A 26,954-nucleotide genomic window follows, 5' to 3' on the forward strand; every position below is an offset into this window, starting at 1 on the left:
CAGGAGTTATGAGATTTCTTAAAACAAATCTTACGGTTATCATGTATTTTGTCTTTGCAATGATAATAGAAATGATAGCTGTATTTTCTATTGAAAAAAGTCCCTTCATCAGTTATCCGTGGATTGGGTTCGGACTTCTTTTGATCATCTCGGGCGTAATGATCGGTATCAAAAGTGAAAAGGCGAAGATTATAACAGGGCTTGTTTTCTTGATTATACAATCACTTTTATGCATGATAATGGTTGTGCTTTTTGATATGGCCGGTCAGTATTTTGATTTCGGAATGTTAAATCTTAGGAATGATGCTTTCGGAATACTTGAAAATATTCCTATGAATTTTGTGATGTTCTATACCGCATTCTTTTTCTGTACTATATATGTGGTTGTCAATTTCAGACGTTACAGAAGAAATGAATATAAGTTGTTCAGTAGGAAAAAGAGAATGCTTTTCGGTGGTATTGTAACTGTAGTGGGTATTTCTTTACTAACAGTATCTTTATATCACCTTAATAAGACACGGGCCGGTAAGTATGAAAATCTTAGATATTCTACAGATAATTCGGTTTATAATGCATATGGTATAACCGGTAATCTTGTAAATGAATTTGCCGGCGGACTTATATTTACAGAAAAGGATAATCTGTCTGACAGTGAAGTTGAGGATTTTATTTATTCTGAAATATCTGATGCATCGTATGAATATGGTATTTCAAAGGATAATAATGTTGTTGTGATCCTGGTTGAGTCACTTGAATGGTTCGGATTTATGAAAAATGAATATCTTCCGAATGCGCTTCCTCTTACGGACGAGCAGTATGCTGAACTTTTCCCGAACCTTACAATGTTCTACAATGAAAGTATAGTAATGACAGACTTTCATTCAAAGGAAAAAACAGATATATCGGAAACCATGAGCATACTGGGAAGTTATCCGACGACAGGATATATCAATTATGATTATTACGAAGAGGAAATTCCGGAGACTATCCCGAATATTCTTAATCAGTTTTATGGCGATGATATAAAGATTTCTTCATTCCATAACGGTAAGAAGGAGTTCTATAACAGAGATAAAGCACATATTTCATATGGATTTTCCGAATTCTGCAGCTCAGAAGAGATGTATAAAATGAATGAGCAGAAGATGAAGGATAAAAATCTTGATAAAGAGATCATGCATGATTATATGAGTGAAGGCGAGAGAAATCTTGATTCGGAAATGATCGAGCTTTGTAAAGACAAGATGTTTCCAAAAGATAAGAGATTCTTCACTTATATTACTTCCATAACAATGCATGGAATGTATTATGAGAGAGAAAATCTTGCGGACAATAAGAAAAAGCTTTTAGCCATGCTGGGTAAAAAATCTATTTCTGAAGAAGATGCCATACTTATTGATTATCTTACAACCGTAATGGATTTTGATAAGTCTCTTGGTATTATGATGGAAGATCTTGATAATAAGGGTATCCTTGATAATACAACAGTTGTACTCTTTGGTGATCATAACTGTTATTATCAGTGGCTCAGTAATTATGTTAAAGATATTTATGATTATGATACATCCATGAATTACAGTGACCTCTACAGAGTGCCGTTTATGATCTATGATAAGAAGGTTGGACATAGAGTTATAGACAAATATACATGTACTTCGGATATTGCACCGACTATCATGGACCTTCTTGGTATAAGATATTTCAGCAATCTTTACTATGGTCATTCGGTATTCTCAAAGGAAGAGTCGGTCATATATTCAAGAGCCTATAACTTCTTTGTTGATGATGGTATAGTTGCCAAGAGTTTGTCCAGACCTTTATATAGGGCATCTGATGTTACGGATAAGGACTGGGATGATTTTGTGGAAAGAGGAGATTTTTTGATAGAGAAGCTGGAATACTGTGACCAGATATTCACCAATAAATTCTTCTCCCGCAAAGACAATAAAGAAAAATTCATCGCTAAGATGAAGGAAATAAATGATATAGAACCTTAATGGTCTATAAAGAAAACGCATATCACGAAAATGATATGCGTTTTCTTTATGTTATTATTTGCTAATCTATTTTGTATTCTTTTTCTCAAGATTCTTCTTAGCTGATGCAAGCATAAGTTTGATACGGTTGATCTGATTAACTTCAGATGCACCAGGATCGAAGTCGATAGCAACGATATTTGACTCAGGATATTTAGCACGGAGCTTCTTGATAACTCCCTTACCGATAATGTGGTTAGGAAGACATGCAAAAGGCTGTGCACAAACAATATTTGGAGCATCACTTTTTATAAGTTCGATCATCTCACCCGTAAGGAACCAACCTTCACCTGTTTCATTTCCGATTGAAACAACAGGACGTGCATAATCAGCGATAACTTCAATTCTCTTTGGAGCTTCGAATCGCTTACTCTTTTCAAGGGCTTCCCTCATTGGCTTTCTGAAACTTTCAAGGAGTTTGATACCTGCATTTGAAAGAATCTTTGACTTGTATGATTTTCCGAGAAATTCATGCTTGTAGTTTGAATTATAGAAACTATAAAGAACGAAATCGAGAAGGTCAGGCATTACAGCCTCGGCACCTTCCTGCTCAAGAAGATCTACAAGATGATTATTGGCAGAAGGGAGGAACTTAACAAGAATCTCGCCTACAATACCAACTCTTGGTTTTCTGATCGTCTCATCGATTGGGAGTTCATCGAATTCTCTGACGATATCACGAACAATCTTTTTGAAGTTCTTTGAACCGCGTTCGATGTCTCTGATACAGATCTTTTCCCATTTTTTATGTAATTTATTGGCAGATCCCGGAACTTTCTCATAAGGACGGGTCCTGTAAAGTACACGCATGAAAAGGTCACCATAAAGAATCGCATGCATAGAACATTTAAGTCCTTCGAGATTGATCTTGAAACCTGAGTTTTTCTCAAGACCCTGCGCACTTACTGAGATAACAGGTATCTGTCCGTAACCTGCCTTCTCAAGAGCTCGACGTATAAAACCGATATAGTTAGTGGCACGACAACCTCCACCGGTCTGGGTGATGGCTACAGCCAGCTTATTTACATCATATTTACCTGATTCAATAGCCTGCATGATCTGACCAACAACTATGATAGAAGGGTAGCATGCATCATTATTTACATATTTAAGTCCTGTATTAACTGTTTCCTTCTCTGCATCAGGAAGAACCTCGACTTTGATATTCATCTTGGCAAGTCCTGCTGAAAGCATAGAGAAATGAATTGGTGACATCTGAGGAGCGAGTACAGTATATTCTTTCTGCATCTCCTTAGTAAATTCCACTCTGTGAACTCTTGTGGATACCGGAGTACTCTTAAGATTGAGTTTCTTTCTGGCCTTAACTGCAGAAAGGAGAGAACGGATTCTGATCCTTGCAGCACCAAGGTTACTTACTTCATCTATCTTAAGTACGGTATATATCTTATTTGATTTTGATAAAATATCATTTACACAGTCTGTTGTAACGGCATCAAGACCGCAGCCGAATGAGAAGAGCTGGATAAGCTCAAGGTTTTCGTTGGTCTTAACATAGTTAGCAGCTTTATAAAGTCTTGAATGATACATCCACTGATCCGAAACAATAAGTGGTCTTTCAACATCAGCAAGGTGTGAGATTGAGTCTTCTGAAAGAACGGCTACACCATATGAATTGATAAGTTCAGGGATACCATGGTTGATTTCAGGATCAACATGATATGGACGTCCTGCAAGAACGATACCGAGCTTACCTGTTTCTTTGAGGAATTTAAGTGTTTCCTCACCCTTCTTTCTAACATCAGCCTTAACTCTTGCAGATTCTTCATATGCTTTATCTATAGCATTGCTGATTTCTTCCTTAGTAACATCAGTATATTTAGAAAATTCTCTGAACATTCTAGCCTTAAGTGCCTTAGGATTATCAAGAGCAAGGAAAGGACGGATATAAGTGATATTATTTGTGTCGATTTCCTCCATATTATTCTTGATATTTTCAGAATATGAAGTAACGATAGGGCAGTTATAATGATTATTTGCCTTAGGTGTTTCATTCATTTCATAAGGAACACAAGGATAGAATATTTGTCTAAGTCCATTTTCAATGAGCCACATAACATGTCCGTGACTTATTTTGGCAGGATAGCATTCTGTATCACTTGGAATGGACTCGATACCCATCTGGTAAATAGACTTTGATGATTTAGGCGAAAGTACAACGCTGTACTTAAGCTCTGTAAGGAAAGTGAACCAGAATGGATAATTTTCATACATATTAAGAACTCTAGGTACACCAATCTGACCTCTTCTTGCTTTGTCCTTAGGAAGAGGTTCGTAGTTGAATATTCTATTATATTTATATTCGTAAAGGTTTGGCATATTCTCGGCATTCTTAGTCTGACCGAGGCCTTTTTCACATCTGTTTCCTGTGATGAAACGTCTTCCGCCGGGGAATTTGTTGATGGTAAGAAGACAGCTGTTGGTACATCCTCTGCAGTGAGTCATCTGTGTTTCATATGTAAGTGACTTAACTTCTTCATAAGGAAGAGTATTGGATGTGAAACCTTCTGTATAATTATCTCTTGCGATAAGAGCAGCACCGAATGCTCCCATGATACCTGCGATGTCAGGTCTTATGGCAGTTCTTCCGGAAACTATCTCGAATGCTCTAAGTACAGCATCATTGTAGAAGGTTCCGCCCTGTACAACGATGTGTTTTCCGAGCTGCTTTGGATCTGTAAGCTTAATAACTTTCAGTAAAGCGTTTTTGATAACCGAGTAAGCAAGACCTGCGGAAATATCTTCAACAGAAGCGCCTTCCTTCTGGGCCTGCTTAACTTTTGAATTCATAAATACCGTACATCTTGAACCAAGATCTATAGGTGCTTCGGCAAAAAGAGCGATCTTTGCGAAGTCACGTACTTCATATCCGAGAGATTTTGCAAATGTTTCAATAAATGATCCGCATCCTGAAGAGCATGATTCATTTAAAAGTACATTATCAACGACACCATTTCTGATCTTGATACATTTCATGTCCTGACCACCGATATCAAGGATGGTATCAACTTCTGGATTGAAGAATGCCGCTGCAGTATAATGAGCTATGGTTTCTACTTCACCGTAATCAAGATTAAATGCAGATTTGAGAAGTGCTTCACCGTAACCTGTGGAGCATGAACCTGCAATATGAGCGTCTTTAGGTAATTTCTCATATATTTCAGACAAAGCTCTGACAGTTGTCTTTACCGGACTTCCGTTATTGTTGCTGTAGAAATCATAGAGAAGTTCGCCGTTTTCACCTAAAAGAGCAAGCTTGGTTGTAGTAGAACCGGCATCGATTCCAAGGAATACATTTCCCTTGTATGTAGAAAGATCACCGCGTCTTACGTGGAAATCCTTTTGTCTCTCAACGAAATCGTTATAGACTTCCTTATCCTGGAATAAAGGCTCAATACGAGCGGATTCAGCTTCAATCTTAAGGCCGTCATTTAATTTGCCTGAAAGATCTGAAAGGCTGATGGTGATATTGTCATCTGAATGAATAGCAGCACCTACTGCAGCAAAAAGATGAGAGTGAGGTGGTGCGATTATATGTTCATCATCGAGTTTAAGTGTTCTTATGAAACATTCTTTTAACTGATCAAGGAAATGAAGTGGTCCGCCGAGGAATGCAACATGACCTCTGATAGGCTTACCGCATGCAAGACCGGAAATAGTCTGGTTTACAACAGCCTGGAAGATTGATACCGAAAGGTTTTCCTTTGTTGCACCTTCATTTATAAGAGGCTGTATATCGGTCTTTGCGAAAACACCGCAACGCGCAGCAATAGGATAAACAGTATCATATGTCTTTGCGTATTCATTAAGACCTGATGCATCAGTCATAAGAAGAGATGCCATCTGGTCAATAAATGAACCTGTACCACCGGCACATACACTGTTCATTCTCTGCTCAATGCCATTTTCACTGAAATAAATGATCTTGGCATCCTCACCACCAAGCTCTATAGCTACATCGGTTTGTGGTGCATAGTCAGAAAGAGCAGAAGATACGCATACTACTTCCTGCTCGAAAGGAACACCTATAACTTTTGCAAGGGCAAGTCCGCCGGAACCTGTAATATCCGGTGCGACTTCACAGTCACCGATGGAACCGATGGCATTTTGCAGAAGTTCCTTAAGCGTTTCTTTTATTCTGGCGAAATGTCTCTTATATTCGGAATATAAGATTTTGTGTTCTTCATCTATTATTGCAATTTTTACTGTTGTTGATCCGATATCTATTCCTAAATGTTTCATACTACTCAGCGAAATCCGCTCTCCTTATATTTTTTACATATCTATAACGCAGTATTTCTTATTATAATGTAAAATCATTTTTAATTCAATAAAAAGCAAATAAAAGTAGCTGTGATGTTACTTATTTTTCTTTTTTAAGGTTTACTTTAATGGAAATTTAAAGTAAAATGAATTTTATTAGTGAGTGAGGAAAGAGGTAATTCAGTGAGTAAGAAAAATTTTGGATCTAAGCTTGATAAATATTCGATAAAGAATCTTCCTATCATAATTGTGAGTTTTTTTCTTTTCGGGTATTTTTTTTATTATTTATCACCTGATTTTTATGCAAAGCTAATATTAAGTCCATATCATGTCGTTGAATATAATGAGTATTGGAGACTTTTGACATGGGTATTTACCGTGCCGATGGTTCCGGAATATGCAATTGAAATCATATTTATACCTATCATGCTTTTTTTCTATTACTATGTTTCAAAAAAATTGGAACTTGTATGGGGAACCGGCATGTTCAACCTCTATGTGCTCAGCAGTGTTGTTTTAATTGATGTTGCTGTTGTATTGACAGGGTTCATCAAGTTAAAATGGACAACTCCGGACATGATGGAAGCATTCAATGATATAATATATAGTTCAACAGAGTGTATAAAGATAAATTATTATACAACTTTAAGTTTATTCCTTGCTTTTGCTGTTATTTTCGGCGAGGAATACGTTAACCTATATATGTTTATTCCGTTAAAGGTAAAATGGCTCGGATATTTTGACTTTATTTACCTTATATATTTATTCGTTAAAGATAAAAGTATTTACGGCAGGATCATTATTGTTGCTGCAGTTATGAACTTCTTCGTTTTCTTATGGGTCAACAGAAGAAAGAAGGTTGTAAGTAGTGTTCTCCAGAAAAAAAGAGCAGCATCATATCGACATAAGATCAATATGGGCTACAAGATGAATGAGAGAAATGTTCAGAGGCCGAGACCTGATGTTAAAAAAGATAATAAAAAAGCAGATCCGAATCTGCATAAGGTTATAAAGCTTGAACAATATGGCGGACGTAGTTCTTCAGGCGGACCTATACATAAATGCTGTATATGCGGCAGAACTGAAAAAGATGATGAGAATCTTGAGTTCAGATTCTGTTCAAAATGTAACGGAAATTATGAATATTGTTCCGATCACATTTTCACACATGAACATAAAAAATAAAGTTAGGAAATCAGATAAATGAAAAATGAAGTAAGAAATATAGTTAAAGATATTAAAGCAGGAAGAGATATTGCGGGAAATATTAAGAGATATTCCGAGATACTTTCAGCATCATTTACAAAATATGCTGTGATCAAGCTCTCTATGAATTATTTTACAATGATTGAAATGGCTGAAGGTCGTGACGGTCAGAAGAAGAAAGAGACAGAAGATTATTTTAAAGCAGTATCTGAAAGCCTTGATAAAACTCTTAAGAATAATAAAGCTGATGAGGAAGATATAGTATTACTTTTAAAGCTTAGAGATGATGTTACTCGCAAGATGAAAGTGCTTACTTCTTTTACAGATGCAATGTCTATATTTGAATATGCTGTTCTTAGAAAAGATCCAAGTATAGCAAATTCAGAGCTTGATAAGGAAACTATCGCTGACAATATGTATAATTACGTATTCCAGGACAATGATAAACTTGTTATCAATTCAAAGATACAGAGCCTTATCGCAGAGCTTCCGGTCAGAATGACTAAGGAAAGATTTTTTGATATTATAAATAATACCCTTAATATTTATAAGGGCGGAGAGAAGGAAGCTGTAAATGATTTCGCTGAAATGCTCAGAACAGCTGCACTTATCGAGAAACCGGATGGTTTCGAGAAACTTTATCCTGAATTATTTGAAAAATATAAGAAGTTATCAGAAGTTGATTATAAGAATATTGATGCCGGCATTTATGATGAATTATCGGCTGATATTGAAGAAGTAACTGAAATAATCGATGAATATGTAACAGATTATCTTCTTATCATCGAAGTTATAAATGATTCTTTGGTAACACTTTTCACAATTAACAGCGCTGATAAAACTTTATTTGACGATAAGTATGAAACAGCTGTAAAGATACTGAGATCAACAATTGAAGCAGATGATATTTATGAAGCTTCAGCTGAGTTTGATTCGCTTTTTTCAAATCTTGAAGGTGCTCAGGAAGAATCATATGAGGTACTTGCAAATATAAGCAGTAACCTTTTTGATTATAAGACAGAATACGGCGAAGCCATTGAAGAAGCAGGTCTTGAAAATGTTTATGAAAGACTTTTAAAGGCTGATAAGCTTACTTCTACAAGTTACTTTATGGACCTTGATAAAGAGATCAGGATTGTCAGTGATGCTGCTGATGAGGAATTTATAGATAAGATCAAGGCTGATCTTGAAGAAGGCTTCAGAAAAAGATTTGATGAATTATCAGTCAGTCTCAGAAGAAGTGTTATGGCGAAAATCCTATCCGTTATACCTGTATTTTTCAATAATAAAGAAGAGATTAGAGAATACTTTGTATATGCTCTGGACAGATGTTCGGATGAAAGAGAAGTTGCTGCTTCTGTGAATGCTATCAATAATATAATTCTTGGTGAATAAAATGCAGATTATCAGTAATGTCTATACAGACTTGGAAGAGGAAAAGAAAATCAAAAAAATGATCAAAGCGGTTTCAAAATATAAGCCTGTCAAAAGCTTATATCTTATTACTATGCCGCTTTCCAAAGAGGCTCTTCTGGAAGTTTATAATTATAATATGCTTATTCAGCCAATCTTTAAGGAGAGGGATAAGGAAATTATAATTGTTGGTATTACAAATAAGAAAAAATCAGCAAATATGCTTCTTCGTGATATAACAGAGGATTGTCTGAAAAAGTCCGGAGGTCTTGATATTCCGGAATTTATCAGAAACTGCTTTACGCTTTCACCTCTTAAAAAGAGAAAATTTGAAAAAAGATAATATTATGTGGAAAGATTAGAAAATTAAATATAGAGAGGGTTTTATGGGAATATTTCTTACTATTCTTAAAATCCTTGGAATTGTGCTTGCATCGATTGTGGGGCTGCTTCTATTAATTATTTTACTCGTGTTATTTGTCCCCGTAACATATAAGGTCAGCGGAGAATACGGAGATAAAATTGGTGGAAGAGTTAAAGTTGGATGGCTGTTTGCCAGCGCTACCGGAAATATCAAAAAGACTGATGATGGTATGGATGGTATAGCTAAACTTAAAGTATTTGGCATCTCAATCAAGAAGATAAGGCTGATGGGGCATGATGATACTGAGGATAAACATAAGGTAAAGCCAAAAAAAGAAAAAAAGAATAAGAAATCAGGAACCGGCAAAGCACCTGATGAAAGAACCGAGACCGGAAATAGTCAAATGAGTGACTTGGAAAATGATTTGGTGAATAGCCCGGTGAACGGGTTGAAAAACAATACCGGAGCTGCTGATACAACCGGAATAAACGGTAATGTTAGGGTTGGCGAAACCGGTGGTAAGGCCGACAGTATAAACGGAAATGAATCATTTGATATTGATGGAGAATCGGACATCAATAAAGAAATTGATAGAATTTTCGGAACAGGCGATGAAACCCCGGAGGAAGATAAGACCGCAGATGAAAATTCTGGCAAAACTGCAGATGAAGATGTAAATAAAACTGCAGATGAAGACAGTGAAAAAGAAAAAGTCGGTATTATTGAAAAGCTTCGCTTAAAGGCGTTAAAGATACTTGAAAAGATATCCGGAACGAAGGATAAAGTATTAGATAAAAAAGATACACTGATACGTAAGAAAGATCATTTTATTGAATTTCTTGATAAACCATATACCAAGAATACCATTGCAAGGGGCAAGAAGTTGCTTAAAAAGGTATTTAAAAACCTTTTACCAAGAAAAGGAAATGCGAATGTTCTTTTTGGACTTAAGACACCTGAGAAGACCGGAGCTATGCTTGGAAAAGTTTGTATGTTTTATCCTTTATATCATAAATGGCTTCACATCACTCCGGAGTTTTATGAGAAGAAGATTGAAGCGGATTTATGGTTTAAAGGAAGGATTTTTATAGGTAGTATGGCGATTCCTGCATTATTCCTGGTTCTCAGCAAAGATTTCAAGAGAACCCGTAATCTTGCAAAGAAAATATGATGAAGTATTTATGATCAAATTTGATTTTTATCAGGAGGACATATAAATGGCAGACGGAAGAAAAAATAGTGATTTTAATAGTACGGTTAATTCCCTTTTTGACGGAATGAATGCATTTCTTACAGCTAAGACTGTTATGGGACAGCCTCAGAAGATAGGAGATACAACAATCATTCCGCTTATGGATGTTAATTTCAGTGTGGGTGCAGGTGCATCTTCACCGGCTAAGGGTGGAAACAGTGCTGCAGGAGGAATGGGTGGAAAGCTTTCTCCATCAGCTGTTCTTGTAATTCAGGGAGATTATGTGAGAATACTTCCTATTGGCGAAACCAACAAACTCCAGAGCGTTATGGATATGGTTCCGGGCGTTGTGGATAAAGTACAGAAATTCCTCAGCGGAAGAGGTAAATCTGAAGAAGAAATGGCTGTTGATGAAGCAATAGACAGTCTTGATGATACCAATATCTAAATATTTTTCATTAAATATTAAAAAATCAAAAAAATGACTTGCATTAATATGTTATTTCTGATAATATATGCTCGTTGTGGGTCTGTTTAGGAGACTAATATACCATGTTAGGAGGTGCTGGATAGATGGCAAAGTGTTTTATTTGTGACAAAGGAACTCATTTTGGTAACAACGTGAGTCATTCTCATAGAAGATCAAACAGGATTTGGAACTCAAACATCAAGCGTGTAAAGGCTGTTGTTGATGGTTCTCATAAGACAGTATATGTCTGCACATCCTGCCTTCGTTCTGGAAAGGTAGAGAGAGCATAATCTTTCCTACATTCAGACTTTAGAAAAGCGACACCTGAGTTTATATATCGGGTGTCGCTTTTTCATTGTTATTATATTCTTAGATAGCATTTGACTGAAATGACAAGCAATAGGCTTATTATCGGCATGTATTTACAGGCTATGGAAGGATGCTTAACTTGATTTAAAAGTTATATTATGTATAATTTATTTATAACTATTAGGCTGATTTAAATGTGGTCAGAAATGGTCGTGATGACCATACAGACAGGAGGCTTATTATGAATGGGATTATTTCAAATGAACTTGGGGATATAATGGTAGATACAGAGGCTGTCGCAAGATGCGCTGCCATGGCTGCACTTGACTGCTTCGGTGTTGTAGGTATGGCTACAATAAGTATGAGAGATGGCCTTGCTAAGCTTCTTAAAGGAGAAAGCGTAACAAAAGGCATTAATGTAAAGATAGATGATAACAGCCTTCTTGATATTGATTTTCATGTCATTGTTGCATATGGAGTCAGTATAAGAACAGTTGTTTCAAATTTAATTAAAACAGTAAGATACCGTGTCGAAGATCTTACAGGGATGAAGACAAGAAATATCAATGTCTTTGTCGAAGGAGTTCGTGTCATCGACTAAGGAGGAAATTAAAGTGTCAAGTAATACTATTGATGCGGCTACTCTTAAGAGAATTTTCTTATCAGGTGCCAACAATTTAAGTAACAACAAAGAGTATATAAATGAACTTAATGTCTTTCCTGTACCTGACGGAGATACAGGAACTAATATGACTCTTACAATTATGACTGCCGCTGCAGAAGTTAAGAGTGTTAAAGACGTAAATATTGCCAATCTTGCTAAAGCTATTTCCAGCGGATCCTTAAGAGGCGCCAGAGGAAACTCGGGTGTTATACTTTCACAGCTCTTCAGAGGATTCTGCAAGGATATTAAAGATAGAGATGAATTATATATACTTGATTTAGCTAATGCATTTTCAAGGGCAGTGGACACAGCTTATAAGGCTGTTATGAAACCGAAGGAAGGTACAATCCTTACGGTTGCAAGAGGCATAGCCGATAAGGCTCTTGAATGTGCAGATAAGGACATGGAACTTCTCCCGTTTGCAGAGGAAGTTCTTAGTTATGGAGAAAAAGTCCTTGAGAAGACACCGGAACTTCTCCCTGTTTTAAAAGAAGCGGGAGTTGTAGATTCAGGTGGACAGGGACTTGTTGAAGTGCTTAGAGGAATCGTTCTTGCTCTTAAGGGAGAGGATGTTGTAATAAGTGATTCTGTGGCTGAGAAAACTCCTAAGGCAAAGCCTGCATTCAGAGAGATTGATTTCTCGGGAAGCAGCAATGACAATATATCCACAGCTGATATCAAGTTTTCTTATTGTACTGAATTTATCATTATGCTCGATAAGGAGCTTTCAGTAGAAGAGGTTAATCAGTTCAAGGAATATCTTCTTTCTATAGGTGATTCACTTGTATGTGTTGCTGATGAGGAGCTTGTTAAGGTACATGTTCATACCAATCATCCGGGTCTTGCATTTGAGAGGGCTCTTACTTATGGTGCTCTTATCAATATGAAGATTGATAACATGAAGCAGGAACATAATGAAAGAATCAGTCTTGCTGATGAGAGAAATAAGGCTAAGCTTCAGGATGAAGAATTTAAGAAGATAAAGGTTGAACTTGCTGCATCAAAGAATGACAAAGAAAGTGAATCCAATAAGGCACCTGAAAAAGTTAAGAAATATGGCTTTGTTGCCGTTGCTGTCGGAGACGGAATGGTTGATATCCTTAAGGATATGGGTATGGATCATATTATTTCCGGCGGGCAGACTATGAATCCGAGTACAGATGACATTTTAAATGCAGTTGCTGATGTAAATGCAGAGAATGTATTTGTATTTCCAAATAATAAGAATATTATTCTTGCGGCTAACCAGGCTGCATCTATTTGCAAAGATAAGAAAGTGATCATCATTCCTTCAACATCAATTCCTCAGAGTATCAGTGCAATGCTGGCTTATAATCCTGAGGGTGAAATTGATTCGAATGAAAATGATATGAAAGAAGCGCTTTCAACCGTTAAGACAGGTGAAGTGACATATGCTGTCAGAGACACTTCTATTGACGGTGTTGAGATACATAATGGCGACATTATGGGTATAGATGACGGCGGTATTAAGGCTGTTGGTAAAGATATAAATGAAACAACACTTTTACTTATCGATAAAATGGTTGATGAAGAATCGGGACTCATTACTGTTTATACAGGAAATGATATTTCCGAAGAGGATTCTGATAAGCTTTGCGGGTTACTTACTGAAAAGTATAATGATCTTGAAGTGGAGTTCCATAAGGGCGGACAGCCTATTTATTATTATCTTGTTTCTGTAGAATAATTAAAAGGTTCGAAATCACATGAATATTAACAGTAGTATTCTCGAGGTTAAGGGAATAGGCGAAAAGACAGCTAAGTTATATCAAAAATTAAATATCAATACTGTTAAAGATCTTATAATGAATATTCCGAGGGATTATCTGTCATATGATGAACCGACCAGGATAGCTGATATTAAAGAAGGGGTGAGAGTGGCTATATATGCTAAGGTCTCTTCCCGTGTAACTTCTGTAAAAAGAGGCAGATATAATATCAGCAGTTTCAATGTGACAGATTCTTCGGGATATCTTCAACTTACTTTTTTCAATAGTCCATATATTAAAAATGTATATAAAATAGGCGACTCATATATTTTTGTCGGCACTGTAAAGAATAAGTTCGGTAAGAAGGTTTTGGAAATGCCGGAACATTATACCGAACAGCAATACAGGATAATGACCAAATCCATGCAGCCTGTATATAATCTGACATCCGGTCTGTCCAATAAATCATTTCAAAAGACAGTCAGGGATGTTATATGTTTTGCCGGGCAGATAACGGATATTCTTCCTGAAGAGCTTAGAGTGAAATACAGTCTTATGACTATGAGCGAGGCTCTTATGAATGTTCATTTTCCGAGAAATATAGAGATTCTTAAAGATTCTCTGAGGAGGATTGCATTTAATGAATTTTTGGTATTTCTTCTTGAGGTAAACAGACTCAGGGCGGAAAATGTCGCCGATAAAAGCTCATACAAAATAACCGAGGAGGCGAAGGTAAGACTGGAATCATTTCTTGTTTCACTTCCTTATTCTCTCACAGGGGCGCAGAAAAAGGCGATAGATGACATTCTAAATGATATGAGCAGTGAATATGTTATGAATAGATTGGTACAGGGCGACGTTGGTTCCGGTAAAACGGTTGTTGCCGCTGCTGCATTATATGCAACTGTACTGTCAGGTTATCAAGGGGCTCTCATGGTTCCTACTGAAGTTTTGGCTGTTCAGCATTATGAGGATTTCCAAAAGATGTTTACAAAGCTTGGAGTGAAGGTAGGGCTTCTTACAGGTTCGCTGAGCATTAAGGAGAAAAGAGCAGTTTATGAGAAGCTGAAAAACGGTGATATAGATATTATCATCGGAACCCAGGCTCTTATACAGGAAAAACCTGAATATAAGAATCTTGGACTTGTATGTACGGATGAGCAGCATAGATTTGGAGTCAAACAGAGAGAAAAGCTTTCTTTGAAGGGCGACCATCCGCATACTCTTATAATGAGTGCTACACCGATTCCGAGAACTCTGGCCATAATCATTTATGCAGATCTTGATATTTCTGTAATAGATGAGCTGCCGGGCGGAAGAAAGAAGATAATGAATTGCGTTGTGGGCACTTCATATAGGGAAGTGGCATATAACTTTATACGTAAAGAGGTTGAAAAAAGACATCAGGCGTATATAATATGTCCTATGGTTGAAAGTTCAGAGGGCTGTGATGCGGAAAATGTTATCGATTACAGTGATGATCTGAAAAATATATTCAGGAATACAATAAAAGTTGAATATTTGCATGGTAAGATGTCGGAGAATGAGAAAAATGACATTTTACATAGATTTATGACCGGAGAGATTGACGTTCTTGTCTCAACAACTGTTATAGAGGTTGGAATCAACAATCCGAATGCGACAGTTATGATGGTTGAGAATGCCGAAAGATTCGGACTTGCTCAGCTTCATCAGCTAAGAGGCAGAGTTGGACGTGGAGATGCTCAGTCATATTGCATTTTTATAAATACAAAGGAATCGGAAGATTCGGTAAACAGACTTAAGATACTTGAGAATTCAAATGATGGATTCTATATAGCGAATGAAGATCTTAAGCAAAGAGGGCCTGGGGATTTCTTTGGTATAAGACAGAGCGGAGATGTTAACTTCAGAGTGGCTGATATTTATAATCATAGCGACATGCTGAAGAAGGCTCAGGATGCTGTAATAAATTACAGTGATATTTTAAATGAACGTTTAAATGCCATCAGAAATAAGGATGCCACTTTTACTACATTATAAAATGATAGTGAATTCATAACGTATATCCCGGGAAAAGGATTTACGTTTGATTAACTATAAATATGCGGCAAAATGCAAAAATATAATACTTAAGCCGTAGAGCGGAGGGGAAAATGGAAGAAAAGAACAAATTCAGTAAAGGAACATTTATAGCAATTGCGGTTTTAGCACTTTGTGTGATAGGGCTTGTTGCTTTCATTATCGGAGACAAAACGAAGAAAAAGAAAGATACGGATAAAGATACTGAAGCTGTTGTTACAACTGAAGAAGTAACTATTGCAAGTACAGGAGAAGCAACGCAGGAAAAGACTGAGGTAACGACTGAAGCGAAGAAAGAAGAGAAGAAAGACAAAACAGATAAGAAAAAGAATCCTCTTCTTAGCTCTAAGTCACCTGTATATCTTAAGATAGATGACAGTGGTTCATGGCAGAACGGAAGCAATTATGTTCGTCAGTTCAACGTGGAATTATATAATAACGGTGACACCGATCTTGATGATTGGAAAGTTGTATTTCAGATGGATAAGGACGTAAAGCTCAGCGATAACTGGAGCGGAAAATATGACCTTAAAGACGGAAATATTACTGTAACAGCGGTTGATTATAATAAGACTGTTAAAGTAAAGGAAATGATCAATTTCGGATTCCAGGTTGTATATACTTCTGAAGATTCATGCAATAAACCATATGAAATAAAGCTTTTCAACGGTTCTGAAGAGATAAAGGGTAAAGCTGAAGACGAAAGTAAAAAGGAAGATAAGAAAGACGAAAAGAAAGACGATAATAAGGACGACAAGAAAGATACAACTGAGAAGAAGGCTGAGAAAAAGGCTGAAAGCGGTTCACCTTATGAAGTACACGGAAAGCTTAAGCTTAAGGGTGTAGATATCGTTGATAAAAATGGTGAGAAATATCAGCTTCAGGGTGTAAGTACACATGGTATCGCATGGTTCCCTGATTATGTGAATAAGGATGCATTCAAGACTTTTAGAGATGATTGGGGCGTAAACCTCATGAGAATCGCTATGTATACTGATGAAGGAATGGGATATTGTACTGACGGAGATAAGGAAAAGACTAAGAAACTTGTCTGCGACGGTGTTGATTATGCTACAGAACTTGGTATGTATGTAATAGTTGACTGGCATATCCTTCATGACCTTACTCCTATGAAATATAAGGATGAGGCAGCGGCATTCTTCGAAGAGATTTCTTCAAAATATAAGAATAACGGAAATGTTATTTACGAAATCTGTAATGAGCCAAACGGCGGAACATCTTGGGCTGAAGTTAAGGAATATGCTGAAGAGATAATTCCTATTATCAGAAAAAATTCTCCGGATGCAATCATTATCGTAGGTACTCCTAACTGGTCACAGGAAGTTGATAAGGCATCGGAAGACCCACTTAAGTTCGATAATATTATGTATGCAGTTCATTTCTATGCTGCAACTCATAAGGATGATATAAGAAATAAAGTTACAGTGGCAAGAGATGCCGGATGTGCTGTATTTATCAGTGAGTTCAGTATATGTGATGCATCAGGAAACGGTGGAATAGATTATGATTCTGCTGAAGAATGGATGGATATGCTCGATAAGAATAATATTTCATATGCTATCTGGAATTTAAGTAATAAAAATGAGACTTCATCACTTATTGATTCTTCATGTGATAAGAAGAGTGGATGGGAAGATGACGATCTTTCTGAAACAGGTATCTGGTATAAAGAACATTTAAACAAATAAAGTACATTATATTGTGCTAAATCGCCTGTTTTGGTTGACATTTTGTTAAAAAAGTATTACAAATAAATGTAGTGTTTTGTCATGGATGTGCCAAATCATGTTTAAAAATGATTCTTCATGATAATCTAAGCATTATTTGGTCGGATCATGAATTGACATTATAGGAGTATATATGCGAGTTATAGCTGGAACAAGAAGAAGTCTTCCTCTTAAAACAGTTGAAGGACTTGATACAAGACCGACAACAGATAGGATTAAGGAGACATTATTTAATATATTAATGCCGGATCTTCCTGGTGCGGTTTTCTGGGATTTATTTTCCGGAAGCGGTGCTATAGGAATTGAAGGATTATCTAGAGGTGCTAAAAGAGCTGTATTTGTTGAGAATAATATGAATGCGGTTAAATGTATCAATGATAATGTCAAATTCACTAAATTTACAGATGAGTCCGAAGTGTTCAGGACGGATGTTCTTTCATTTGTAAGATCAAGAAAAACCGTTGATGCGGATATTATCTTTATGGATCCACCTTATGGCAAAGGATTAGAAAGAGATGTACTTGCTGAACTCAGTGTGAAGAGTTTCACCAATAATGATGCAATCATTATAGTTGAAGCTTCACTTGATGAGGATTTCAGTTATGTATATGATCTGGGATTCCAGATATATAAGAATAAAGAATATAAGAATAATAAGCATGTTTTCATGCAAAAAAGGATAGATGAATAATGGTAAGAGTAGTATATCCGGGAAGTTTTGACCCGGTTACACTTGGACATCTCGACATAATAAAGAGAGCTTCAGCAGCATTTGATGAAGTAATAATAGGTGTTCTCAACAACTCGGAGAAAAAATCTCCGTTGTTTACTTTAGAAGAACGTGTTATTATGTTGAAGGAAGTAACAAGTGATCTACCAAATGTTAGTGTTGAATGCTTTGGTGGGTTACTGGTTGATTTTGTTAAAGCAAAAGGATCAAATATTATTGTCCGCGGTGTGAGAGCTATGGCGGATTTTAATATTGAGTTGCAGATGGCACAGACAAACCGTGCTGTTGCAAATGATATAGATACTGTATTTTTTTCTACAAGTACACAGTATTCAGCAATTAGCTCCAGTGTTGTGAAGGAATATGCAAGCTATGGAGTTTCAGTGAAGGATTTTGTTCCGGCAAAAGTTCTTCCTAAAATAGAGGAAAAGTATAAGAAACTATAGGATTCAGGAGGGAATCGAAATGGAGAAAAAAGGCGTTGAAGAGATGATAAATGAGATAAGTATATTTATAGATAACTGTAAATATCAGCCTCTCTCATCAAACAAAATCGTAGTGCCTAAAGATGAAATAGATAGAATGCTCAGTGAGTTGAAATTAAAACTTCCTAATGAGATTGAACGTTGTAAAAAGATCATGAGAAATAAGGAAGCTATACTTGCTTCAGCAAGAACCCGTTCTGATGCTATAATTTCTGAATCGGTAAATGAAGCTAATAGACTTGTTGATACAAATCATATTACTGAACTTGCTAATATCAGAGCTAACGAAATCCTTGAGCAGGCTAGAAAAGAAGCTCAGCAGATAGTTGATGATGCAAATGCAGAGGCATCAGAAGTAAGACTTTCAGCTATGGAATATACAAAGAGCAGACTCTCAGAAATGAGAAACTTCTTTGCCCGTACACTTGAAATCGATAGAGAGAATTATCATAATCTTATTGATAATCTTGAGAATACTGTATATACACTTGATTCAAATGTTAATGATATGGATGCAAGTATCAGCCTTCTTACAGGTACACCTATCCAGGCTCCTGTTTCACAGGCTCCACAGGGAGATTTCGGAGGAGAAGATATCTCTGAATTTGACGAAGAGGATGATTTCAGCTTCGCTCCTGAGAATAAGAAGCAGTCAAATGTTGCTCCACCACCAATCGTACAGTCATTAAATTCATCTGATGATGATTATGATGATGAAGAAGATGATGATTACGATGACGATGATGATTTTGATGATGACGATGACTTCCTTGATGAATAATCAGTAGATTATTTGGCGGAGTTTTGTTGGAGTATCCGTACGATAATCGTATATTATTCAGAACTTAAATAGATAAGAATAAAAATACCGGTGAACGAGTAATATCATTCACCGGTATTTTTATATTATGGAAACATTTGAAGATAATTCTTTCGGGGATTTGATTCCTGTTTTGTTGTAGTATATAAGATTATATAAATCCGTAGCTTTCTTATCCAGTAAGTAAAGATCTTCAGCAAATTTATTTTCAGGGATATAATCCGCACGTTTGTTGATTATCTTTATTTTGTCTGTGTTATTTATAGTTTTTAATAAGCCGGAATTATTCTTATTAAGTGCAAGCAGAGTTGTGTAAGGACAATATATTCCGGTATTTTTCTTGGCATTATCGATTTCAAGCAGGATATGTATCAAAACTCTGCATATTCTTGAATATGTTATCTCTTTGGATTTAAGGGCTGTTATTATTTCGTCACAGTTCATCGGAAGGGATAGCTTTTTGATCTTATTATATAAATCCTTATCGAGATCAAGTATATCCTCATATTTAGATTGAAGATCTAGTAACCTTTTATTTATAAGGACTTCAAAGTCTTTGATGGATAATTTTGCCTTTCCATTAAAAATATCAGAAAATGGAATATATTTTTCTGCTTCGACGTCTAAATTATCATGAAGTAATTCGCGTATACTTTTGGCAGAAACTATATTTGAATTCATGCTCATGTTTGTGTCTATGTTCGTATATCCGTATACACATGGATTTATATTATTGTCAGCATTTGTATATGAATTCATTTCTGGGTATATGACTGGATTCGTTTCAATTGCCGAGTCGTGAGATGCGCCCCTACGAGGAATGGCAATCGGTATGATTTCAGAATTCATTTTTTTAAGTGCTGTAAGATATTCAATTGCAAGAATATTGTTAGGAGAAGAAAGGATAGCTGTATCATCTGAACCTATTTCTTCTTCGAGGGCAAGTGCTCTTGCTTTCGGGAAAGAGTAGCCTTCTTTTAAATGATCATTAAGCGAAGACTTAAATGAAGATGTTTCTTTCAAAATAACATCGGAAATGCTCTGAAGTTTATCAACATCCGGTGTTTCTGTTCCGAAAGAAAGATGAGTGATTCCACCTAAAGAGTTTATAATTTCAACTCCTGCATAAGCGAAATCCGGGGAACTTGATGTGCTGTATCTTACAGGTAATTCAAATACTGCATCGATACCGCCTTTAACAGCAGCCGTTGCTCTGGTAAGTTTATCAAAGATCGCAGGTTCGCCTCTCTGAACGAAATTGCCACTCATTACAGCAATCATATTATTTGCACCTGACAGCCTTTTTGATTCTTCTATATGGAATTTATGTCCGTTATGAAATGGATTATATTCGGCGATTACAGCTACTATATTCATGTTTCCTCCGGTTAGAATAATATCTAAGGTATTATATCACATAAATATATTTATATCATATGTTAATAAAAATTGGAAAAGGGCGGTATATTTTAATGATAATTAACAAAAATAGGCCGATTTCAAAAAATATTTAAATAAACATCTTTTATTTTCATAAAAGCATGATATAATAAAATGACTTTAGGGTTAAAGTTTTTGGTTGAGAGACCGAAATAAAGTAGATTATTTGTTTAAAGGAGATTGTTATGAAAGCATATTCTGATATGACAAAAGAAGAACTTGCGAAAGAACTTGAGGAACTTAAAAAGCAGTATCATAAGTTTCAGGAGATGGATCTTAAGCTTGATATGAGCAGAGGTAAGCCTTGCAGAGAGCAGCTTGATATTTCTATGGGAATGATGGATACTCTTAATTCAGCAGCAGATCTTACTTGCGAAGATGGTACAGACTGCAGAAATTACGGTGTTCTTACAGGCATTCATGAAGCTAAAGTTCTTATCGGTGATATGATGGAGAACAATCCTGATAATATTATTATATATGGTAATTCATCGCTTAATGTAATGTATGATACAGTTTCAAGAGCTATGACACATGGTATTCTTGGTAATACACCATGGTGCAAGCTTGATAAAGTAAAGTTTTTATGTCCTGTTCCGGGATATGACAGACATTTTGCGATTACAGAATATTTCGGAATTGAAATGATTCCTGTTCCAATGAGTCCTGAAGGACCTGATATGGATATGGTAGAAGAACTTGTTTCTTCAGATGAGTCAATCAAGGGTATCTGGTGTGTACCTAAGTATTCAAATCCACAGGGTTATTCATATTCTGATGAAACAGTAAGAAGATTTGCAAGACTTAAGCCTGCTGCAAAGGACTTCAGAATATTCTGGGATAATGCATACGGAATCCATCATCTTTATGATGATGAGCAGGATTATCTTATTGAGATCCTTGCAGAATGTAAGAGAGCAGGAAATCCTGATCTTGTATATAAATTTGCTTCAACATCAAAGATTACATTCCCTGGAAGTGGAATCGCAGCACTTGCTTCATCTCCAAATAACCTCGAAGATATCATGAAGCAGATGGGAAATCAGACAATCGGTCATGATAAAGTTAATCAGTTAAGACATGTAAGATTCTTCAAGGATATTCATGGTATGACTGAGCATATGAGAAAGCATGCTGATATCATCCGTCCAAAGTTTGAAGCAGTTCTCAGTGCATTAGAGAATAATCTTTCAGGTCTTGGCGTTGGTGAGTGGACAAAGCCAAAGGGAGGATATTTCATAAGTTTTGATGCTCTTCCTGGTTGTGCCAAGGATATTGTAAAAATGGCTAAGAAGGCCGGAGTTACAATGACAGGTGCTGGAGCTACATGGCCATATGGAAAGGATCCTGAAGATAAGAATATCAGAATCGCTCCTACATATCCTACACTTGATGATCTTAAAACAGCAGCTGAGTTATTTACATTATGCGTAAAGATTGTAAGTGCTGAGAAAATCCTTAGCGAGATGTAATAATAAGTATAATTTTATATATTGATTTAATGTGTAAAATATCTCTTTGCTCGGTTAATACGGGTGAAGAGATATTTTTTTTATACCGAGCTACATTCTTTGTTACTGTGATGCTACAAATTCGAGCATTTTTTCATTTGTTATATGTATATTCTGTGTGATAAAATCACATGTACGGAAATAATTGCAGATCGGAAAACAAGAAGTTTTTAATGTTGACATTTATTCTTAGATATAATATTATAAAAGTCGAACGTATGTTTTGCTCAAGGAGGTTAATATGGCAAGTGAAGATAAGAAGAGAGCACTTGATGCGGCTCTTGCACAGATTGAAAAACAATATGGTAAAGGTTCGGTTATGAAGCTTGGTGATGGCTTCGATGATATGAATATAGATGTAGTTCCGACTGGATCACTCAGTCTTGATATAGCTCTTGGTGCAGGTGGTATGCCTAGAGGAAGAATCATAGAAATCTATGGGCCTGAATCAAGTGGTAAAACAACAGTTGCACTTCATGTTGTAGCTGAAGTTCAGAAAAGAGGCGGTATAGCAGGATTTATCGATGCAGAGCATGCGCTTGATCCTGTATATGCAAAGAATATAGGCGTTGATATCGATAATTTATATATTTCACAGCCTGATAATGGTGAGCAGGCTCTTGAGATTACTGAGACAATGGTTAGATCCGGCGCTGTCGATGTTATTATAGTTGACTCAGTTGCTGCTCTTGTTCCTAAGGCAGAGATAGAAGGAGATATGGGTGACTCACATGTAGGTCTCCAGGCCAGACTTATGTCACAGGCATTAAGAAAACTTACTGCTGTTATCAGCAAAACAAATTGCGTTGTTATCTTCATTAACCAGCTTCGTGAGAAGGTTGGTGTTATGTTTGGTAATCCTGAGACAACTACAGGTGGTAGAGCTCTTAAATTCTATGCATCTGTAAGACTTGATGTAAGAAGAGTCGAGACAATCAAGCAGGGTGGTGAAGGTATCGGTAACCACACAAGAGTTAAGATTGTTAAGAACAAAATTGCTCCTCCATTCAGAGAGGCTGAATTTGATATCATGTTCGGTAAAGGAATATCAAAAGAAGGCGATGTTCTTGATCTTGCAGCAAATAGAAATATTATTGTTAAATCCGGTGCCTGGTATGCATATAAGGGTGAGAAGATAGGACAGGGCCGTGAGAATGCTAAGCAGTATCTTGCTGAAAATCCTGAAATCTTCAAGGAGATTGAGAATAGAGTCAGAATAGAAGCAGGAATCAGTGGAGTTTCAGAAGAGGATTATCAGAAACTTGTGGCTGAAGGACTTGTTCAGAAGAAGGAAGAGCAGCCTGCCGGTGAATAAAAATGCCTTATTTAACGATTAAAGACAAAGGGACAAGAAAGCTTTTAAATATTGATGATGAATATATCGGATTTGTCTATCAATCTGATATCAATGAATATGATCTTAATGATGGTACGGATATTGATATCACTAAGGTTGAAGACTTGCATAGTCTGATATTCAAAAGAACTTACAAAAAAGCTTTATCTTATCTTGAGAGATCCGAATATTGTGCTTCTGAGATAAGATTTAAATTGAAAATGAATGATTATTCATCGGTTGCCATTGAAAGAGTGATTGAAAGCCTTTATAAAAGCAAATTCCTGGATGATAAAAGATATGCAGAAGCTTTTATAAGGTCATATTCTTCAACTAAGGGAAGAAAACTGATGGAAACAGAACTGCTTCATAAAAACATATCTTCAGATGTAATAAATGATGCTTTTGATGCCTTTTATGAGGATGAGGATTATGATGAGGATGAAGTTATCAGAAGCATTCTCGATAAAAAATATAAGGGTGCAGATTTAAGTGATATTAAAACAAAAACTAAGGTACTTTCGTACTTTATGAGAAAGGGCTTCTCGGTCGATAAGGTTAATAATCACTTGACATAATATTAAAAAACGATTAATATTTATGTGTTGTACTTTTGTACGGCGAAAATTAAATAAGGAGGTGCTCCTGTGGACATAGTGATCTTTGCTATTATCCTTGTAGTTGCCGTTGTTGCGACATGGTTTGCTGCTACAGCATATCGTAAGAACATTGCTGAAGCTAAGATTGGCAAAGCGGAAGACAAGGCTAAGGATATAATAGATGATGCACTTAAGACCGCTGAAGACAAAAAGCGCGAGATCGTTATAGCTGCTAAAGAGGAAGCTCTTAGAACTAAGAACGAGATTGATAAAGAAGTCAAAGATAGGCGTAATGAGATTCAGCGTATGGAGAAGAGAGTTCTTGCCAGGGAGGAAAATCTCGATAAGAAGAGTGACGCTATTGAGAAGAGAGAGTCACAGATTTCAGTTAAAGAAAACGAGATTGCAAAGAAAAAGGCAGAAATAGATGAGCTCTCATCCAAAAGGTTACAGGAACTGGAGAGAATATCCGGACTCACCTCTGAACAAGCAAAGGAATATTTACTAAAGACTGTTGAAGATGAAGTTAAACACGAAACAGCAGTCATGATCAAGGAATTGGAATCCAGAGCTAAAGAAGAAGCTGATAAGAAAGCAAAGGATTATGTGGTTTCAGCTATACAGAAATGTGCAGCTGATGTTGTTTCAGAATCCACAATATCACTTGTTCAGCTTCCAAATGATGAGATGAAAGGTAGAATCATCGGTCGTGAAGGTAGAAATATCAGGACTCTTGAAACTATGACAGGCGTTGATCTTATTATTGATGATACACCTGAAGCAGTTATCTTATCATGTTTTGACCCTATCAGAAGAGAAGTTGCAAGAATTGCTCTTGAGAAACTTATCGTTGATGGACGTATCCATCCGGCAAGAATCGAAGAGATGGTTGAGAAGGCCAAGAAAGAAGTAGAAACAATGATTCGTGAAGAAGGTGAATCTGCCGCACTTGAATGTGGTGTTCATGGTTTACATCCGGAAATCATTAAGCTTCTTGGTCGAATGAAGTTCAGAACAAGTTATGGCCAGAATGCTCTTAAGCATTCGGTTGAAGTTTCACAGCTTTGTGGACTTATAGCAGCTGAGATAGGTGAAGATGTTAAGCTCGCTAAGAGAGCAGGACTTCTTCATGATATTGGTAAATCCGTTGATCATGAGATGGAAGGCTCACATGTATCTATTGGTGTTGATATTTGTAGAAAGTACAAAGAATCCGCTATTGTTATTAATTCAGTAGCATCACATCATGGTGACTGTGAAGCTGAAAGTTTGATTGCTTGTATAGTACAGGCTGCTGATACAATTTCAGCTGCAAGACCTGGTGCTAGACGAGAGACATTAGAGACATACACTACAAGGCTTTCTAAACTTGAAGCGATAGCCAATGAATTTAGTGGTGTTGACAAGACCTTTGCTATTCAGGCAGGACGAGAGATAAGAGTCATGGTTGTTCCTGAGCAGGTTAGTGATGCTGATATGGTTCTTCTTGCGAGAGATATCTCTAAGAGAATCGAAGATGAGCTCGAATATCCTGGACAGATTAAAGTCAGTCTTATTCGTGAATCACGCATTACTGATTACGCTAAGTAATAGCATTAATGTAATTACTGATCCCCTGATAGTATTATCAGGGGATTTTTTAATACAATCCTTATTATATAAATTTTGCAAAACTTATATCATCTTTTGAGTGATATTTTTAATATATAAATCACATTGGGGAAGGTGAAGAATTATATGGAAAAAAATCTAAACATAAATAATTCAAAAATGAACGAGCAAAATACAAACAATCTAAACATAAATGATCCAAAAATGAACGAGCAAAATACAAACAATCAAAATACAAACAATCAAAACACAAACCATCAAAATACAGATGATCAGAGGACGAATAATGAATCCGTTATAACTTCGGAACATATGAAACGTCTTGATAGGACACTTATATTTAAAGGCAATAGAGTTGAGGTGTATGAAGATGTGATTTTAAAACCGGACGGTGAAGAGGTTAGATATGATTATGTTCATAACAGAAGCGGTGCCGGAATACTTCTTGTTGATAGAGCTTCTGTTAATGGAGAAGAGAAAGAAGAACTGATATTTGTTAAGCAGTATCGTAATACGCTTGATGATTATGATATTGAGATACCGGCAGGATGTCAGAATTATCCTGAAGAGGATTTTAAAGAATGTGCTTTAAGAGAAGCGGAAGAGGAAACCGGTTTTATTCCTGAAAAGGTGTTTTATATTACAAAGATGATAGCTGCAGTTGGATTGTTTGATGAGCAGACGGCTATATTTATCGGAACTGATCTAAAAAACGGCCAAATCAAAAGGGATGATGATGAATATATAGAACTGATCAGAATGTCGCTTGATGAGGCAGTAAGAAATATATATGAGCATAAGATAATAGACAGTAAAACAATCATTGCAATTTTAGCATATAAAGATATGAAAAATAAATTAAAATAGTTGTTATGTCAACTGAAAATATAAATATTACGAAAATATTACAATTATATTGTTAATATTTTGATTTTTTCCTCGAATATTT

21 protein-coding genes are annotated in these 26,954 nt (G+C 36.2%); 19 read left to right on the plus strand and 2 right to left on the minus strand.

The annotated features are described in order from the left end of the window. The first annotated feature begins 8 nt into the window (after positions 1-8). Positions 9-1,997: an LTA synthase family protein gene (locus B5D25_RS04720; RefSeq protein WP_078786801.1), complete on the plus strand. Its 1,989-nt coding sequence runs from the start codon at positions 9-11 to the stop codon at positions 1,995-1,997. Positions 1,998-2,063: 66 nt separating this feature from the next. Here B5D25_RS04720 and B5D25_RS04725 read toward each other — a convergent pair whose 3' ends face one another. Beyond that, entirely contained in the window at positions 2,064-6,296 is a 4,233-nt protein-coding gene (locus B5D25_RS04725) for a 2-hydroxyacyl-CoA dehydratase (RefSeq protein ID WP_078786802.1), read from the minus strand. Positions 6,297-6,500: 204 nt separating this feature from the next. Here B5D25_RS04725 and B5D25_RS04730 point away from each other — a divergent pair, with 204 nt between their 5' ends. From B5D25_RS04730 to B5D25_RS04790, 13 genes are all read left to right on the plus strand, one after another. Then, the gene (locus tag B5D25_RS04730) at positions 6,501-7,502 is read left to right on the plus strand and encodes a hypothetical protein (RefSeq protein WP_078786803.1); all 1,002 of its coding nucleotides are present in this window, start codon (positions 6,501-6,503) and stop codon (positions 7,500-7,502) included. Between the two features lie 18 nt (positions 7,503-7,520). Further along, a complete protein-coding gene (locus B5D25_RS04735) occupies positions 7,521-8,918 on the plus strand; it encodes a hypothetical protein (RefSeq protein WP_078786804.1) in 1,398 nt (465 codons plus the stop codon). 1 nt (position 8,919) lies between these two features. Then, on the plus strand, positions 8,920-9,279 hold the full coding sequence (locus tag B5D25_RS04740; protein WP_078786805.1) for a hypothetical protein: 360 nt from the start codon (positions 8,920-8,922) through the stop codon (positions 9,277-9,279). A 43-nt stretch (positions 9,280-9,322) separates the two neighbouring features. After that, positions 9,323-10,471: a hypothetical protein gene (locus B5D25_RS04745; protein WP_078786806.1), complete on the plus strand. Its 1,149-nt coding sequence runs from the start codon at positions 9,323-9,325 to the stop codon at positions 10,469-10,471. A 46-nt stretch (positions 10,472-10,517) separates the two neighbouring features. Then, positions 10,518-10,940 (plus strand): GerW family sporulation protein, encoded by a 423-nt coding sequence (locus B5D25_RS04750; RefSeq protein WP_078786807.1) that lies wholly within the window; start codon positions 10,518-10,520, stop codon positions 10,938-10,940. 125 nt (positions 10,941-11,065) lie between these two features. Further along, positions 11,066-11,251, plus strand: a complete 186-nt coding sequence (gene rpmB / locus B5D25_RS04755) for a 50S ribosomal protein L28 (protein WP_078786808.1) — start codon at positions 11,066-11,068, stop codon at positions 11,249-11,251. Positions 11,252-11,511: 260 nt separating this feature from the next. Continuing rightward, entirely contained in the window at positions 11,512-11,871 is a 360-nt protein-coding gene (locus tag B5D25_RS04760; protein WP_078786809.1) for an Asp23/Gls24 family envelope stress response protein, read from the plus strand. 13 nt (positions 11,872-11,884) lie between these two features. Beyond that, positions 11,885-13,642, plus strand: a complete 1,758-nt coding sequence (locus B5D25_RS04765) for a DAK2 domain-containing protein (RefSeq protein WP_078786810.1) — start codon at positions 11,885-11,887, stop codon at positions 13,640-13,642. A 19-nt stretch (positions 13,643-13,661) separates the two neighbouring features. Continuing rightward, a complete protein-coding gene (gene recG / locus B5D25_RS04770) occupies positions 13,662-15,686 on the plus strand; it encodes an ATP-dependent DNA helicase RecG (RefSeq protein WP_078786811.1) in 2,025 nt (674 codons plus the stop codon). Between the two features lie 113 nt (positions 15,687-15,799). Continuing rightward, positions 15,800-17,434, plus strand: a complete 1,635-nt coding sequence (locus B5D25_RS04775) for a cellulase family glycosylhydrolase (protein ID WP_078786812.1) — start codon at positions 15,800-15,802, stop codon at positions 17,432-17,434. Between the two features lie 172 nt (positions 17,435-17,606). Then, positions 17,607-18,164 carry a 16S rRNA (guanine(966)-N(2))-methyltransferase RsmD gene (rsmD, locus tag B5D25_RS04780; RefSeq protein ID WP_078786813.1) on the plus strand — a complete coding sequence of 186 codons (558 nt, stop codon included), beginning with the start codon at positions 17,607-17,609 and terminating at the stop codon, positions 18,162-18,164. Beyond that, entirely contained in the window at positions 18,164-18,649 is a 486-nt protein-coding gene (coaD, locus tag B5D25_RS04785; RefSeq protein ID WP_078786814.1) for a pantetheine-phosphate adenylyltransferase, read from the plus strand. Before rsmD ends, coaD begins: the two co-directional genes overlap by 1 nt. A gap of 19 nt (positions 18,650-18,668) precedes the next feature. Beyond that, positions 18,669-19,469 (plus strand): ATP synthase subunit B family protein, encoded by an 801-nt coding sequence (locus tag B5D25_RS04790; RefSeq protein WP_078786815.1) that lies wholly within the window; start codon positions 18,669-18,671, stop codon positions 19,467-19,469. A gap of 120 nt (positions 19,470-19,589) precedes the next feature. Here the strand turns inward: B5D25_RS04790 and B5D25_RS04795 are convergent, their stop codons facing one another. Continuing rightward, positions 19,590-20,885 carry a tRNA(Met) cytidine acetate ligase gene (locus B5D25_RS04795; protein ID WP_078786816.1) on the minus strand — a complete coding sequence of 432 codons (1,296 nt, stop codon included), beginning with the start codon at positions 20,883-20,885 and terminating at the stop codon, positions 19,590-19,592. A gap of 248 nt (positions 20,886-21,133) precedes the next feature. Between B5D25_RS04795 and B5D25_RS04800 the strand changes: the two genes are divergently transcribed. From B5D25_RS04800 to B5D25_RS04820, 5 genes are all read left to right on the plus strand, one after another. Further along, positions 21,134-22,420: an aspartate aminotransferase type Ic gene (locus B5D25_RS04800; protein ID WP_078786817.1), complete on the plus strand. Its 1,287-nt coding sequence runs from the start codon at positions 21,134-21,136 to the stop codon at positions 22,418-22,420. 280 nt (positions 22,421-22,700) lie between these two features. Then, positions 22,701-23,774 (plus strand): recombinase RecA, encoded by a 1,074-nt coding sequence (gene recA / locus B5D25_RS04805; protein WP_078786818.1) that lies wholly within the window; start codon positions 22,701-22,703, stop codon positions 23,772-23,774. Between the two features lie 2 nt (positions 23,775-23,776). Further along, positions 23,777-24,373 carry a regulatory protein RecX gene (locus tag B5D25_RS04810; protein ID WP_078786819.1) on the plus strand — a complete coding sequence of 199 codons (597 nt, stop codon included), beginning with the start codon at positions 23,777-23,779 and terminating at the stop codon, positions 24,371-24,373. Between the two features lie 69 nt (positions 24,374-24,442). Further along, a complete protein-coding gene (gene rny / locus B5D25_RS04815) occupies positions 24,443-25,984 on the plus strand; it encodes a ribonuclease Y (RefSeq protein ID WP_078786820.1) in 1,542 nt (513 codons plus the stop codon). A 393-nt stretch (positions 25,985-26,377) separates the two neighbouring features. Further along, positions 26,378-26,872, plus strand: coding sequence for an NUDIX hydrolase (locus B5D25_RS04820; protein ID WP_159444083.1), 495 nt, complete (start codon positions 26,378-26,380; stop codon positions 26,870-26,872). Positions 26,873-26,954: the final 82 nt, after the last annotated feature.

The sequence above is a fragment of the Eubacterium ruminantium genome, from assembly GCF_900167085.1.
Taxonomy (GTDB): Bacteria; Bacillota; Clostridia; order Lachnospirales; family Lachnospiraceae; genus Eubacterium_Q; species Eubacterium_Q ruminantium.